Source organism: Aphanizomenon sp. CS-733/32 (genome assembly GCF_028330045.1).
In the GTDB taxonomy this organism is placed as follows: Bacteria; Cyanobacteriota; Cyanobacteriia; order Cyanobacteriales; family Nostocaceae; genus Dolichospermum; species Dolichospermum gracile.
Map to the genome: position 1 here is coordinate 1 of NZ_JAQMSE010000235.1, position 11,952 is coordinate 11,952.

Below are 11,952 nucleotides of genomic sequence, written 5' to 3' on the forward strand. Positions count from 1 at the left end.
ATGTGGGGGTGCGATCGCTTTTTGGGGATGTGGGAGTGCGATCGCTTTTTGGGGATGTGGGAGTGCGATCGCTTTTTGGGGAGGTGAGAGAGCGATAGCTGTTTTGGGGGTGTGGAGGGCGATCGATGTTTGGGGATGTGAGGGGCGATCGCTTTTTCGGGGATGTGGAGGTGCGATCGCTTTTGGGGATGAGGGGAGTGCGTTAGCGGTAGCTTACCGAAGGTATCGCTGTTTGGGGGATGATGGAGTGCGATCGCTTTTGGGAAGTGGGGATGCGATCGCTTTTCTTACTTTTCACGTCATCTCTGAAATGCTTTCTAGGCAATAGTTTCAGGATTAACTGTATTTGCAATAAGTGTTGCTTAATGACAATATACGACGCTAGAATAAGGCTTGTGGCGGTAGGAATATTGACGGTTATGCTGAAACAGCAAGATAACGGGAAAAGTAAGGATCGCTTTTGGGTGTGTGTGAGGGGCGATCACCTTCACATTATGATATAAACAATGATTAAATAAACTTAATTTATGTATGCCAGCTAAAGATTTATTTCATACAACAGTTAAAACAGCCTTAGTAAAAGATGGATGGAACATCACAAACGAAAATCTATTTATTCAAGTTGAAGATATTGATTTTTACATAGATTTAACAGCAGAGATAAAATCATTCTTAGGAGCATCAGAGGTAACCGAATTTCACCTAGCACTTGGTCAATGTCTCAATTACCGTTCAGCTTTGAGATTGACCGAACCTGATCGAATTTTGTATTTAGCTATTCCGGTAGATGTTTATAATGAGTTTTTTAGTCGCAGATTTATTCAGAGAATAATTACTGAGTATGAACTAAAATTACTAATTTTTAATCCAGAACAAGAGGAGATTTTGATATGGAGAGACTAAATTATAAAGAAATAGTCCAAAAAATTCTTGAAAATCATGTGAAAAATAGTTGCCATAATCAGACAGAAGTTAAATTAATATTTGATACAGAGCGTGATAGATATCAAGTTCTTAATCTTGGTTGGCAAGATTTAACGCGAATATTTGGATGTATTATTCATATAGAAATCAAAGACGGTAAAATTTGGATTGAACGCGATGGAACAAAAATAGGAATTGCTAATGAATTAGTAGAAGCTGGAGTTCCTAAACAAGATATAGTTTTAGCATTTAAAGCTCCATACAAACGAAAATTCACAGAATTTGCAGCTATTTGAATCTTACGTAATTCAGGTCTTTAATGGTGATCTATTTTTTGGAAATGTGGGGAGGGCGATCGCTTTTAGGATGATGGAGTGCGATCGCTTTTAGGATGATGGAGTGCGATCGCTTTTAGGATGATGGAGTGCGATCGCTGTTTGGGGATGTGAGGAGCGATCGCTTTTTGGGGAGGTGAGAGAGCGATAGCTGTTTTGGGGGTGTGGAGGGCGATCGCTGTTTGATTTGAGATGAATTGAGAGATTAAATAACACCAGTTTCCGAAAGCAGTTGTTCTAAATTCTCAGGAAAATCGCCATTATGCACCATCCGCGAAAACACCTCATAGCAATCATTTTTATCACCTTCCTTCCGTGGAAATCTCAACCAAAGCACAATTAATACCTTCCGACCTCCTGAATCAAAAGCACGAAAAAAGAGCCGATAGCGATCACTTAATCCCATTCCCTTCAATCGTCCATAATGCCTCAACGCACCCTTGAGAGCAAATTGAGGAGCTAACGGATCGAGAACTATTTTTTCCTTAATCCCCACCATCACCGCAGCAAGCAATTTAACCGTAGGATGTTTAACAAACTCTTCAGGCGGTAGATTTGCTTTTAGTTGTTTAACCTGTTCCTTTAGTTGCCGTCTTTGCTCGCCAAATAAATTTCGATGGAAGTAAATTTCCCAACCGTTGCGAATGATTGCACTCATGAATCGAGTTCAACCCCTTCAAGGAGTTCATCATCATCTTGAGCCATCGCTTCTGTATAAGCTTCAAGGCGATCGCTATTTTTGAGAGCATCCTTAGTGATAAAGTCTAAAAACAAACTAAGTATTAGTTCATTGTTTTCTTCTTCACTTTCTGGCTCATTCGTAACTGGTTCGAGCTTAATCAAAAGCGTATCATCAGCAAGAACCTCTACCCATCCAGTCGCATTAGCAAATCGAGGGTGGTCACGATAAAACGATACAGGCAACCTGAAGCCCGAAGAATTGCCAATTTTCGCAGGAGCAAGAGGGTATGTTTTGGAATCCATAGATGTTAGTACAAATTGTAATAACGATAATATTATCTTAGCAGTTTTCACTATAATTGACGCTATTATTGCGATCACTTTGAACTTTTCGCATTTCTGGTGATCGCTGTTTTTGGGGATGTGGAGAGTGCGTTAGCGGTAGCTCACCGTAGGTATCGCTGTTTTGGGGATGTGGGGAGGTGCGATCGCTGTTTTGGGATGTGGGGAGGTGCGATCGCTGTTTTGGGATGTGAGGGGCGATCGCTGTTAGGGATGTGGGGAGAGCGATCGCTTTTTGGGGATAAGAGTCAAAAAAGGCTATAATCATAGTTGTACCTAACTATGTACAACTCTAGCCATGAACATCGTCAACTTTAGCGAAGCAAGAAACAATTTTAAATCCGTACTAGATACAGTAGCTAATGATAAAAACTGTACCGTCATTGTGAGAAGAGATGCAGAAGATGCTGTAGTCATGTCTAAAAGTTATTATGACAGTCTGATGGAAACAGTTTATCTGTTAAAATCTCCTGCTAATGCTCAACATTTAGAAGAAGCGATCACCGAATACAAAGCAGGGAAAACACAAGAACACGATTTAATCGATGCGTAAATTAGCTTGGGGTAGTAAAGCGTGGAAAGATTATCTTTATTGGCAATCTCAAGACAAGAAAACTTTAAAAAGAATCAATCGACTTATCGAAGATACTTTATCAGATCCCTTTGAAGGAATCGGTAAACCCGAACCATTGAAAGAGAATTTGTCAGGTTTTTGGTCTCGCCGTATTGATGAAACAAATCGCCTTATTTATGCTATCGATGATGATTATCTGACAATTATTTCATGTCGCTATCATTATCAAGAATAATCAGTGTAATCGCTTTTTGGGGATGTGGGAGTGCGATAGCGAAGCGCTGCTGCAAGCAGTTCGCTTTTGGGATGTGGGAGAGCGATCGCTTTTTTGGGATGTGGAGGAGCGATCGCTTTTTGGGGATGTGGAGAATCGAGAACTAATCATCTCTATTTCCACGAGTTAAATAACGGACTTCTTCCAATAAAATATTAAATCGCTGATCGCTTTCAGCTTGTCTTTGTTTGATCAATTCCATTTCTCGCTGATTTTGAGCAGCTACTTGTAGCAATGCTTGAGCCGTTACTCTCAACCCATCTATGCTATCTTTAACTTCAGTTATACTTTCCCTAACTTCAGTCACACTTTCTCGCAACTCAGTCACACTTTCTCGCAACTCAGTCACACTTTCTCGCAACTCAGTCACACTGGAAGCCAAATCATCAAGCATTTCATCATTCCACCGTTGTACACTCATAGTATGTTTTTAATATTGCAATTAAACTAATATTCTAATTATACCAAAGATACCGCTTTTGGGAATGTGAGAGGGCGATCGCTTTTAGGGGATGTGAGGGCGATAGCGAAGCGCTGCTGCAAGCAGTTCGCTTTTTAGGGATGTAAGGGGCGATCGCTTGAGGTTGTGAAAATTGTTAGAAATAATTATCTGCTAGTAACTAAATAATTAACCAACCGATTCAATCTCACCCGCATCATTGATAAATACAGATGAACCTATTGATAAAGATGAGATCATTTCACTAATTTTTTTCTTTAGAGGTACTAAATGATCAGGACGAGTGCTACGAGAGTTTAAAATAATAATTTTCAAAGTTTTATCAGTTAAATTTTGCTGATAAGGAAGATTTTTATCGGCCGTAATAAACACATCAAAAGGATGTTTTTCAGCCAAATCAAGAATTTGGTGATCCTTAAAACCACGCCACCCCATATCATTAACATTGTAAACAATATAACCTTTATTTAAAAAAGGTTGTTTGAGTTTTTTACTTAAAAGATTTTCATCTAGTAATATTATCATTAAGCGCAACGTTCCTGAGCAATTATTAATTTAGCTGCATTTTCTAAAACTTTCATAGTTTGAGTCTCCAAATAGGGAAAATCATTAATAAACTCAGCTAATCCACCCTCGCCTTCAAGATAGTCAAAAAATGTTTGTAAAGGAACACGAGTTCCCGCAAATACTGGAACTCCACTCATAATTTCAGGATCGCAGTGAATAATTCCCTGAGTTTCTAATAAGTTGTTTAGTGTCATGTTTTGTTGAATATATAACCTAATCTTCTCTTATTATAACTTGAATGATATGTAAATTGTGTTAGCCAAGCTTACCGTTCGCGCAGCGTGCCGTAGGCATAGATATCGCTGTTTTGGGATGTGGGGAGGAGCGTTAGCGGTAGCTTACCGAAGGTATCCCTGTTTGGGGTGTGGGTGGGCGATCGCTGTTACAATTAAAGAGATTTTGGAGGGTATGAAGCGATGATAGTTACAGCAATTAGACCCGTAACAATCGAAGAGTTTTTGCAATTACCAGAAACAGAACCTGCTTCCGAATTTATTAATGGACAGATCATACAAAAACCGATGCCTCAAGGGGAACATAGTCAACTTCAGATTGACCTCTGCGAAAGAATTAATCAAATTGCCAAGCCTCAAAAAATCGCCAAAGCCTTTCCCGAACTAGGCTGTGTTTTTGGTGGATTAGCGATCGTTCCCGACATAGCTGTATTTCGTTGGGAGCGAATTCCTCGATTGTCGTCAGGACGGATTGCCAATCGTTTTGAAATCCATCCAGATTGGGCTATTGAAATTCTATCTCCCGATCAGAGATATAAACAAGTTCTAGCCAAATTACTACACTGTGCCGAGTATGGGACGGAATTGGGATGGTTGCTAGATCCTGAAGATGAAAGCATTTTAGTTGTAGATAGCGATCGCCGAGTTAGGGAACTTAAAAATAGCGATCGCTTACCAGTTATTACAGGGGTTGAATTAGATATAACCGTTCGAGAAGTTTTTAGCTGGTTAATTTTTTGAGAGAATCGCTGTTTGGGAGGATGTGGGGGGCGATAGGGCAAGTGCTGTTTCTTGGATGCGGCTTTTGTCAGTTCGCTGTTTGGGGTGTGGGAGGTGCGATCAGGGTAACATAAATCATTGAGAGCGATCATTCCTGGGATGGGAAGTATAATTGGGGGATGCGATCGTTGTGTCATGGTGTACGTTTATGAGTGAATTATCTTTAAAAGTCCATGCTTTCTGGGATGAAGAGGCTCAAGTCTGGACTGCCTCTAGTGAAGATGTACCCGGTTTAGTAACAGAAGCTAGTTCTTTAGAATATCTAGAGCAGAAGCTCATGATTATGGTTCCAGAGCTTTTAGAACTGAATCAAGTGATCTCAGGTGATTCAGGTCAAGAAATTTCAATCGATCTTATTAGTCAACGGATTAGTAAAATCCTAGTGAATGTGTGATATGGCAAAATCATTTACTCCTGAACTTAAGAAAATCCTTGATGGAGTAGGTTGCTACTTTGAACGAAGTGGCAAAGGAGATCATGAAATTTGGTACAGTCCACTCACACAAAGAAGATTTGTGGTTGACCAATCTATCAAATCTCGGCACACAGCTAATGCAATTCTGAAGCAAGCCGGATTACCTAAGGCCTTTTAGAATGATCGTTTTTGAGGGAGTAAGGACGATAGCGAAGCGCTGCTGCAAGCAGTTCGCTGTTTGCGGTCTGGGAGGGCGATCGCTGCCCCCCCCAAAGCATTGGTGTCAACTTAAGCTTAAATCCCGACCACATCTGATTCCAACCTGAGTTCGGTGTCAGGAGTTTCTCCTTCGGAGACGCTACGCGAACAGAGTTATGATTTTTTCAACGAGATCATAATTACCTGAAGGGAAGTGATGGGTGGTTGACGTGATTATGGACAACGGGAATTTAGTCCACCTTGAGTACAAATAAATGCCAATTGTTGGGGATCTAAATTTTTAGCTTGACTGAAATCTACTCCTTTAATTGAGGCATTTTGTGAACCAAGATCAGGTGTTTCCACAAACCGATCTGCTAGATTTTGTTTACTAACAAAGAGAATTGTGCCTTGAAAATCTGCTCCAGCAACATTTGCTCCTCGTAAGTCTGCACGACTTAAATCAGCATTTCGGAAATTAGCGTTTTCTAAGTTAGTCGAGCGTAAACTAGCGCCAGTGAGTCGAGTAGCACTTAAGTTAGCATGACTGAGATTAGCATAATCTAAATAGCTTTCCGATAAATCTGCACCTTGCCAGTCCGTTTTAGTTAAATTCGCGTAGGCTAATTGTGTACCAATGGCAGAAACCCGGACTAAATTGGCGGCATATAAATTTGCTTCTGTTAAGTTAGCGTTGCTTAAATCTGCATTTGTAAGGCTGGCATTTTCTAAAATTGCATTTCGTAAATCTGTACCTACTAACTGGGTACTACTGAGATTAGTCCCAAATAAACGGGTGTATGATAAGTTGGCTTTGTTAAGATTAGCCCGACTTAAATCACTACGACTCATGGAAACCCGACTCAAGTTGGTATTACTTAAGTTAGCTTGCTTTAGTTGAGTGTTATTTAAATCAGCGATCGCATCATCATAAGTATCCCAACGTCCATCTTCACCCACGCTGCGGAAACGACTACCTTGGAAGTTAGCTTGGTTAAGATTTGCTGATTTCAAGACAATTCCTGATAAATCAACGTTGTTTAATACCAAGTTAAATAAGGGCTTTTCTCCAGATGCTTGAGAACCCAATTGAGCATTGCTCAAGTCAATCTTGTTAGTTTCGCCACTATAGATAGCCAGAATTTTATTAATTACCTGCTGGGTGAGAATTAGCTGATTTTGTCTAATTTCCCCATTGGGACTTTTACCCACAGATGCTAGTTCTCCAGCGAGAAACTGATTCATGCGGTTTAATTCAGGAATGGCTTTAAAACCAGCATTAGTTAAGGCTTGTTGAATGGTATCCAGGGTTTTGGGGTCTGTTTCTTTAACCAATAAGTCAATTAATAATTTAATGGCTTGTTTATCATCAACACTACCCAGGGCTAAAATAACTCTTTGGCGGTCTTCGTTGGTAACACCGTTATTGGGATTGAGTGCTTTGATGAGTTCAAGGAACTTTTGACTATTAGTTTGTTCGCTTCTCCGCTGGCTTTCTTGGGTTTGGATGTAGATTTGTGTACCTATTAAGGTTGATAACACAGCAACCATGCTAGTTAACCCTACTAAAAACAGGCTGATACTAGAATTATTTCTGGGGGAAGCAGGGGAAGGAGATTGTGAACTATCTACATTATTTTCGGTTGTGGTTGAATGCTCCCCAGAAGGAATAACAGTGCTGGTTGCATCTATTGTATATGTCCCTGCAAGTTGATCATGGAAAGAGCGGGGACGCTTTTGGTTAGGCCAGCCTTTTGATTCTGCTAAGATCATTAACATTGTTAAAGATATAAACAGAGCCAAGTTGGGGAAAACAAAGCTGTAACGCCAGAGGAGATATACTGCGGAAACTGGGATTGTCCAACGTCCTAATCCTTCTCTCACTACGACTGCGCCTAAACCTGGGGCTGTTCCGGCTTCGTTTACTACTCGCACACCAAACCACCGTTTGGGAATGGTGCTGCCTGTTTTAGCCAGTAAATACAATTGCCACCCACAGAGGCTTGTGGGCAATAATAGGGCTAATGTCCACAGGATATTGGTCGGCCAGGCGACGTTGCGAATACCATAACTGATGGGTAATGCTAGTGGTCTAGCGATCGCTTTTTCTGTGACTACCAAGACAGGATTCAGCGGTACTCGCCGCATCTCACTCCGAGAATTTACATATACGCCTAAACTATAAGGAACTAACCCAGTGGCAATAAGGAGTGTTATTTCCACCGTCCAAGCTACAAAACGCCTCGTTGCTAATGGTGTAATTTTAGCTTTTTTCGGTTCTTTGGGGCGGCTAGACTGACTACTACTTTTGCCGATCATTGGATTCGCCATCGTGTAATTACCTGTAATTTTTTTACGCCACCATTGGCATGACTCAAATAGGCTATTGCTTATTTTCTTTGTCCATTAGCAATAAAAAATTTGTATCCAAGATACACTAACACTGCCAAAACCGCCAGACTAATTACGGAAGCAACTAGAGCAAATACTGTTTGCAACATCCAAACGGTTATCAGCATGACTATACCTGTCACTACCAGCTTTTTAATTATTGATAAGCCATTAAACCAATTTCTGGATCTTTCTAAATATAAATTCCATTGGGCAACTCTAGTTACAGGTGTCTCTGTTTCTGATTGACGAGCATTTTCACCGGCAGACTTGATTTCTGCTGCTAGGTTTTGGAGCCGACGTTGTAAATCTTCTTCTGGTTGAGAGTTCATAAATTATAATGTCTAATTTTGGATGAGAATGGATAATAATACTTTGGATTTACTGGCTGGAGGATTAGCGATCGCTATTTTGATAGGAGGAATGTTGATGATGTTCACCACCATCTTCAGCACCAAAAAATAATTTTCTCCCAGGTAAATGAGGGATGAAACTAATGCTGGAACTCTGATTCCCACATTATCCCCCCTAATCCCCCTTACCAAAAGGGGAAACCGGAAAATTCTCTTCCTTAGCAAGAGTAGCTTTAGATTCTATGCCCTTAATAAAAATGTTACAATATGTTAAAAGTTATATTGGCACAATGTGGCAGTATACAATAGTATTGCTTATTGACTTTCCAGTAAATCTACTGTCCTGAATTATGCCTCACATTTCCGTGGTGATCCCAGTCTATAAAGCAGAAGACTGTTTATACGTTTTGTATAAGCGTCTTGCGGATTCATTAGAGACGATTACACAAGACTTTGAATTAATCTTAGTTGAGGATTGTGGGGGCGATCGCTCTTGGGATATTATTGTGGAGTTAAGTAAGACTGACTCACGGGTAAAAGGAATTCAATTTAGTCGGAATTTCGGTCAACATTATGGTATAACCGCAGGCTTAGACCATTGTGATGGTGACTGGGTTGTAGTTATGGATTGTGACTTGCAAGACAGACCAGAAGAAATTCCCCGACTTTATGCTAAGGCTCAAGAAGGTTATGATGTTGTCTTAGCTAGGAGGGGAAAACGAAAAGATCCTCCCTTAAAACAAGTGACATCATGGCTATTTTACCAGATTTTCAATTATTTTACTGAACTGCAATATGACGGTGAAGTTGGCAATTTTCGGATAATATCTCGACAAGTTTCCCAGAGTTTTTGTCTAATGCGTGAACGACTGAGATTTTTTGGAGGTTTAGTAGATTGGATGGGATTTTCGACTGCTAGTATTGATGTTTTCCATGAAGAACGCTTCGCTGGGAAAAGTACCTATACCTTTGCTAAATTATGGAAATTAGCTAGTGAAACAATTATAGCTTATTCTGATAAACCCTTGAGATTAGCCATTAAACTAGGTTTTATCATTTCTACTTTTGCTTTTATTTATGGACTTTATATACTTATTGAAGTTTTGGTTTATGGTGCAACTGTAACAGGTTGGAGTAGTATTATTGTTTCCCTATATTTTTTGGGAGGAATTATTATTTCTATTTTAGGAATTTTAGGCGTTTATTTGGGGAAAACTTTTGATGAAATCAAGAAAAGACCTTTATATTTAGTCAGAAACTCAACATTCAATTTAGGTACTACCAAAGACTCCACCAATAAACTAGAAAAGTCAGTTAATTTATATGTTTGAGGATGTTATTGCTACACCGTGGGATTCCAGAACATTTGGATTTAATACATTTGAGATTGTATATACTTCAGATGTAAATCTCAAAAAAACATTAGAAAGAATTTTTCAAGAAAACCGACTGGGTCATTATACAGTTAAGCTAAATCCGCTAAATAATAAGAAAATATTGCATGAATTTGGGTTTTATTATTGTGATACCTTAATCGAACCCTACTGTAATTATGCAAATCTAGCTACATATCAAAAAGAAGGAATACACATTTCCGATTTAGTAGATATAGAACACTTGAGTAATAGTGTTTACGGCGCATTTAGTCATGGTCGGTTTCACAGAGATTTTAAATTGAAAAAACATCTGGCTGATATTCGATATGATTTATGGTTGAGAGAACTTCATCAATCAAAGCAAGTTTTTACACTGATGATTTCTGAAAAAGTAGCTGGTTTTTGGGGTTATTCAAATAATAAAATACTCCTTCATGCCTTGACTGAAGAATATCGAGGAAAAGGACTTGCAAAATACTTTTGGAGTATTGCTTGTCAAAAATTATTTGAAAAAGGTTATTCTGAGTTAACAAGTTCTATATCTGCATCTAATATTCCTGTTTTAAATCTTTACTCGTCTTTAGGATTTAAATTTAGAAATCCAGCAGATATTTATCATTTGCTTTTAGAGTAATTAACAATTATTTTACAGTCACCTTTCCAAATCCATAGGCTTAGGCTTAATCATATTAGGTATTATTATTGGTAGTAGTAAAAGATGAAAACTGACAAATTATTTGACGGAGATTCTCCAGTTTATCATTTACTTTTAGAGTAATTAAAAGTTGTCATATGAGGTAAAATAATTGCTGTGAATAGTACATATTACATATTTGTGAGTCAGTAGATAAAAATTAGTCCACAGCGTAATATTTAGACCCCCATACCAAGATGCCCCAAATTACCCAAGGAATTCGCTCAATCCTTTCAATCCCTTTCTTTTATAGCTTATTTCAAAAAATCCTAGGTCAAGACAGAGCCTATAATATTCTGATTAAAAATTATCTCAGACCCAGTATCGGCGATCGCATACTAGATATTGGTTGTGGCCCTGCTGATCTATTATCCTACTTACCCCAAGTAGAGTATATAGGATTTGATGCCAGTTCAAAGTATATTAGTGATGCCAAAAAGCGTTATGGCAATCAGGGAACCTTTATCTGTGAACTAGTCACATCTGACAACCTCACATATAGGGAATATTTTGATATTGTTGTAGTGTTTGGAGTATTACATCATCTTGACGATATAGAAGCAGAAAAACTGTTTAAATTAGCTCACACTGCCTTAAAACCCGGAGGCCGATTAGTAGCTGTTGAGAACTGCTACACAGAGAATCAATCCCCCCTTGCCAGATGGATTATATCTAAAGACCGGGGACAAAATGTAAGGGATGAAAAAGGTTACTTAAATCTGGGGTATAATTTCTTCCCCCCCCCACATACATCCTGTAACATCCGTCATGATTTATTAAGGATACCCTATACTCATATCATTATAGAATGTATAAAACCTGATTAAACGGAAAAATCACATATCTTTAATAAACAATAGATTTGTAGGTTGGGTTGAAGCATGAAACCCAACAAATGCCTTGGGTTGCGCTGTCGCTTAACCTAACAAACCAGGAAATGGACAAGGTATTGATAAATAGAAACACTTTTACCTATTCTTTCAATGAAAACTGACAAATTATTTTACGGAGATTCTCTAGAACAAAACGAGGCTGCTGACTGCTTAGAAAAATCGGCGTTGCTGAATTGAGGTATGAAGTTCCCAAATTGAATCTTTAAAACTCTTACCTTTGCGTCTTTGCGCCTTTGCGTGAGACTAAAATTCATACCCTTAATCAGCAACGTCGAAAAATCCATCGCTCTTCCCTTTAATGATTAGTACCAGCGCGGACAGCAGTGACGTACTCCACACACTCCCTTTCAGGTGAGTGTGGGCTTCTCAGTGACTCCTCTATGAGGACATTAACTGAGCTTTAAGACCGTGCGCCCCACGGTTCTTTGGTTTTGAGATTTGTTTTTTGTTTTGTAGGCTGCA

The 11,952-nt window shown here is 39.1% G+C and carries 21 protein-coding genes; 12 read left to right on the top strand and 9 right to left on the bottom strand.

The annotated features are described in order from the left end of the window. From PN471_RS20180 to PN471_RS20190, 3 genes are all read left to right on the top strand, one after another. The coding region (locus PN471_RS20180) for a hypothetical protein (RefSeq protein WP_271778364.1) at nucleotides 1-328 on the top strand (328 nt) is incomplete at its 5' end. A gap of 203 nt (nucleotides 329-531) precedes the next feature. Continuing rightward, nucleotides 532-903, top strand: a complete 372-nt coding sequence (locus tag PN471_RS20185; RefSeq protein WP_271778365.1) for a XisH family protein — start codon at nucleotides 532-534, stop codon at nucleotides 901-903. Then, complete coding sequence (locus PN471_RS20190) at nucleotides 891-1,220, top strand: XisI protein (protein ID WP_271778366.1); 330 nt, start codon at nucleotides 891-893, stop codon at nucleotides 1,218-1,220. The genes PN471_RS20185 and PN471_RS20190 overlap by 13 nt, the downstream gene beginning before the upstream one ends. Nucleotides 1,221-1,310: 90 nt before the next feature. Here the strand turns inward: PN471_RS20190 and PN471_RS20195 are convergent, their stop codons facing one another. The 4 genes from PN471_RS20195 to PN471_RS20210 are packed head-to-tail and all read right to left on the bottom strand — an operon-like array spanning nucleotide 1,311 to nucleotide 2,550. Then, a complete protein-coding gene (locus tag PN471_RS20195; protein ID WP_271778367.1) occupies nucleotides 1,311-1,475 on the bottom strand; it encodes a hypothetical protein in 165 nt (54 codons plus the stop codon). Beyond that, nucleotides 1,465-1,917: a type II toxin-antitoxin system YhaV family toxin gene (locus PN471_RS20200; protein WP_271778368.1), complete on the bottom strand. Its 453-nt coding sequence runs from the start codon at nucleotides 1,915-1,917 to the stop codon at nucleotides 1,465-1,467. Before PN471_RS20200 ends, PN471_RS20195 begins: the two co-directional genes overlap by 11 nt. Beyond that, complete coding sequence (locus tag PN471_RS20205; RefSeq protein WP_271778369.1) at nucleotides 1,914-2,243, bottom strand: hypothetical protein; 330 nt, start codon at nucleotides 2,241-2,243, stop codon at nucleotides 1,914-1,916. The genes PN471_RS20200 and PN471_RS20205 overlap by 4 nt, the downstream gene beginning before the upstream one ends. A gap of 37 nt (nucleotides 2,244-2,280) precedes the next feature. Beyond that, entirely contained in the window at nucleotides 2,281-2,550 is a 270-nt protein-coding gene (locus PN471_RS20210) for a hypothetical protein (RefSeq protein WP_271778370.1), read from the bottom strand. A gap of 30 nt (nucleotides 2,551-2,580) precedes the next feature. Between PN471_RS20210 and PN471_RS20215 the strand changes: the two genes are divergently transcribed. The 3 genes from PN471_RS20215 to PN471_RS20225 are packed head-to-tail and all read left to right on the top strand — an operon-like array spanning nucleotide 2,581 to nucleotide 3,260. Continuing rightward, nucleotides 2,581-2,835: a type II toxin-antitoxin system Phd/YefM family antitoxin gene (locus PN471_RS20215; RefSeq protein WP_271778371.1), complete on the top strand. Its 255-nt coding sequence runs from the start codon at nucleotides 2,581-2,583 to the stop codon at nucleotides 2,833-2,835. Continuing rightward, nucleotides 2,828-3,091, top strand: a complete 264-nt coding sequence (locus PN471_RS20220) for a Txe/YoeB family addiction module toxin (RefSeq protein ID WP_168643673.1) — start codon at nucleotides 2,828-2,830, stop codon at nucleotides 3,089-3,091. The genes PN471_RS20215 and PN471_RS20220 overlap by 8 nt, the downstream gene beginning before the upstream one ends. 22 nt (nucleotides 3,092-3,113) lie before the next feature. Beyond that, nucleotides 3,114-3,260, top strand: coding sequence for a hypothetical protein (locus tag PN471_RS20225; protein WP_271778372.1), 147 nt, complete (start codon nucleotides 3,114-3,116; stop codon nucleotides 3,258-3,260). Here PN471_RS20225 and PN471_RS20230 read toward each other — a convergent pair. The 3 genes from PN471_RS20230 to PN471_RS20240 form a co-directional block, all read right to left on the bottom strand. Continuing rightward, entirely contained in the window at nucleotides 3,234-3,551 is a 318-nt protein-coding gene (locus tag PN471_RS20230) for a hypothetical protein (RefSeq protein ID WP_271778373.1), read from the bottom strand. The genes PN471_RS20225 and PN471_RS20230 overlap by 27 nt on opposite strands. Before the next feature lie 207 nt (nucleotides 3,552-3,758). Continuing rightward, nucleotides 3,759-4,115, bottom strand: a complete 357-nt coding sequence (locus tag PN471_RS20235; RefSeq protein ID WP_271778374.1) for a DUF5615 family PIN-like protein — start codon at nucleotides 4,113-4,115, stop codon at nucleotides 3,759-3,761. Beyond that, nucleotides 4,115-4,351, bottom strand: a complete 237-nt coding sequence (locus tag PN471_RS20240; RefSeq protein WP_193899767.1) for a DUF433 domain-containing protein — start codon at nucleotides 4,349-4,351, stop codon at nucleotides 4,115-4,117. The genes PN471_RS20235 and PN471_RS20240 overlap by 1 nt, the downstream gene beginning before the upstream one ends. 222 nt (nucleotides 4,352-4,573) lie before the next feature. Between PN471_RS20240 and PN471_RS20245 the strand changes: the two genes are divergently transcribed. From PN471_RS20245 to PN471_RS20255, 3 genes are all read left to right on the top strand, one after another. After that, nucleotides 4,574-5,131: a Uma2 family endonuclease gene (locus tag PN471_RS20245; RefSeq protein WP_271778375.1), complete on the top strand. Its 558-nt coding sequence runs from the start codon at nucleotides 4,574-4,576 to the stop codon at nucleotides 5,129-5,131. Nucleotides 5,132-5,318: 187 nt separating this feature from the next. Then, entirely contained in the window at nucleotides 5,319-5,564 is a 246-nt protein-coding gene (locus PN471_RS20250) for a DUF1902 domain-containing protein (RefSeq protein WP_271778376.1), read from the top strand. Between the two features lies 1 nt (nucleotide 5,565). Next, nucleotides 5,566-5,763 carry a type II toxin-antitoxin system HicA family toxin gene (locus PN471_RS20255; protein WP_271778377.1) on the top strand — a complete coding sequence of 66 codons (198 nt, stop codon included), beginning with the start codon at nucleotides 5,566-5,568 and terminating at the stop codon, nucleotides 5,761-5,763. 254 nt (nucleotides 5,764-6,017) lie between these two features. Here the strand turns inward: PN471_RS20255 and PN471_RS20260 are convergent, their stop codons facing one another. Together PN471_RS20260 and PN471_RS20265 are read right to left on the bottom strand one after the other, a co-directional pair. Beyond that, entirely contained in the window at nucleotides 6,018-8,114 is a 2,097-nt protein-coding gene (locus tag PN471_RS20260; RefSeq protein WP_271778378.1) for a pentapeptide repeat-containing protein, read from the bottom strand. Nucleotides 8,115-8,173: 59 nt separating this feature from the next. Then, a complete protein-coding gene (locus tag PN471_RS20265; RefSeq protein ID WP_271778379.1) occupies nucleotides 8,174-8,506 on the bottom strand; it encodes a hypothetical protein in 333 nt (110 codons plus the stop codon). Between the two features lie 371 nt (nucleotides 8,507-8,877). Here PN471_RS20265 and PN471_RS20270 point away from each other — a divergent pair, with 371 nt between their 5' ends. The 3 genes from PN471_RS20270 to PN471_RS20280 all read left to right on the top strand — a co-directional run bounded on the left by PN471_RS20270 (nucleotide 8,878) and on the right by PN471_RS20280 (nucleotide 11,424). After that, nucleotides 8,878-9,858 (top strand): glycosyltransferase family 2 protein, encoded by a 981-nt coding sequence (locus tag PN471_RS20270; RefSeq protein WP_271778380.1) that lies wholly within the window; start codon nucleotides 8,878-8,880, stop codon nucleotides 9,856-9,858. Then, nucleotides 9,851-10,537 (top strand): GNAT family N-acetyltransferase, encoded by a 687-nt coding sequence (locus PN471_RS20275; protein ID WP_271778381.1) that lies wholly within the window; start codon nucleotides 9,851-9,853, stop codon nucleotides 10,535-10,537. Before PN471_RS20270 ends, PN471_RS20275 begins: the two co-directional genes overlap by 8 nt. Before the next feature lie 257 nt (nucleotides 10,538-10,794). Continuing rightward, nucleotides 10,795-11,424 carry a class I SAM-dependent methyltransferase gene (locus PN471_RS20280; RefSeq protein ID WP_271778382.1) on the top strand — a complete coding sequence of 210 codons (630 nt, stop codon included), beginning with the start codon at nucleotides 10,795-10,797 and terminating at the stop codon, nucleotides 11,422-11,424. The last annotated feature ends 528 nt before the right edge of the window (nucleotides 11,425-11,952 follow it).

What these genes read in the sequence shown, in the direction of transcription:
- PN471_RS20185 (WP_271778365.1), top strand. Translation starts at nt 532, where the DNA reads ATGCCAGCTAAAGATTTATTTCATACAACAGTTAAAACAGCCTTAGTA.
- PN471_RS20190 (WP_271778366.1), top strand. Translation starts at nt 891, where the DNA reads ATGGAGAGACTAAATTATAAAGAAATAGTCCAAAAAATTCTTGAAAAT.
- PN471_RS20200 (WP_271778368.1), bottom strand. Translation starts at nt 1,917, where the DNA reads ATGAGTGCAATCATTCGCAACGGTTGGGAAATTTACTTCCATCGAAAT.
- PN471_RS20205 (WP_271778369.1), bottom strand. Translation starts at nt 2,243, where the DNA reads ATGGATTCCAAAACATACCCTCTTGCTCCTGCGAAAATTGGCAATTCT.
- PN471_RS20210 (WP_271778370.1), bottom strand. Translation starts at nt 2,550, where the DNA reads ATGATTATAGCCTTTTTTGACTCTTATCCCCAAAAAGCGATCGCTCTC.
- PN471_RS20215 (WP_271778371.1), top strand. Translation starts at nt 2,581, where the DNA reads ATGAACATCGTCAACTTTAGCGAAGCAAGAAACAATTTTAAATCCGTA.
- PN471_RS20220 (WP_168643673.1), top strand. Translation starts at nt 2,828, where the DNA reads ATGCGTAAATTAGCTTGGGGTAGTAAAGCGTGGAAAGATTATCTTTAT.
- PN471_RS20225 (WP_271778372.1), top strand. Translation starts at nt 3,114, where the DNA reads ATGTGGGAGTGCGATAGCGAAGCGCTGCTGCAAGCAGTTCGCTTTTGG.
- PN471_RS20230 (WP_271778373.1), bottom strand. Translation starts at nt 3,551, where the DNA reads ATGAGTGTACAACGGTGGAATGATGAAATGCTTGATGATTTGGCTTCC.
- PN471_RS20235 (WP_271778374.1), bottom strand. Translation starts at nt 4,115, where the DNA reads ATGATAATATTACTAGATGAAAATCTTTTAAGTAAAAAACTCAAACAA.
- PN471_RS20240 (WP_193899767.1), bottom strand. Translation starts at nt 4,351, where the DNA reads ATGACACTAAACAACTTATTAGAAACTCAGGGAATTATTCACTGCGAT.
- PN471_RS20245 (WP_271778375.1), top strand. Translation starts at nt 4,574, where the DNA reads ATGATAGTTACAGCAATTAGACCCGTAACAATCGAAGAGTTTTTGCAA.
- PN471_RS20250 (WP_271778376.1), top strand. Translation starts at nt 5,319, where the DNA reads ATGAGTGAATTATCTTTAAAAGTCCATGCTTTCTGGGATGAAGAGGCT.
- PN471_RS20255 (WP_271778377.1), top strand. Translation starts at nt 5,566, where the DNA reads ATGGCAAAATCATTTACTCCTGAACTTAAGAAAATCCTTGATGGAGTA.
- PN471_RS20260 (WP_271778378.1), bottom strand. Translation starts at nt 8,114, where the DNA reads ATGGCGAATCCAATGATCGGCAAAAGTAGTAGTCAGTCTAGCCGCCCC.
- PN471_RS20265 (WP_271778379.1), bottom strand. Translation starts at nt 8,506, where the DNA reads ATGAACTCTCAACCAGAAGAAGATTTACAACGTCGGCTCCAAAACCTA.
- PN471_RS20270 (WP_271778380.1), top strand. Translation starts at nt 8,878, where the DNA reads ATGCCTCACATTTCCGTGGTGATCCCAGTCTATAAAGCAGAAGACTGT.
- PN471_RS20275 (WP_271778381.1), top strand. Translation starts at nt 9,851, where the DNA reads ATGTTTGAGGATGTTATTGCTACACCGTGGGATTCCAGAACATTTGGA.
- PN471_RS20280 (WP_271778382.1), top strand. Translation starts at nt 10,795, where the DNA reads ATGCCCCAAATTACCCAAGGAATTCGCTCAATCCTTTCAATCCCTTTC.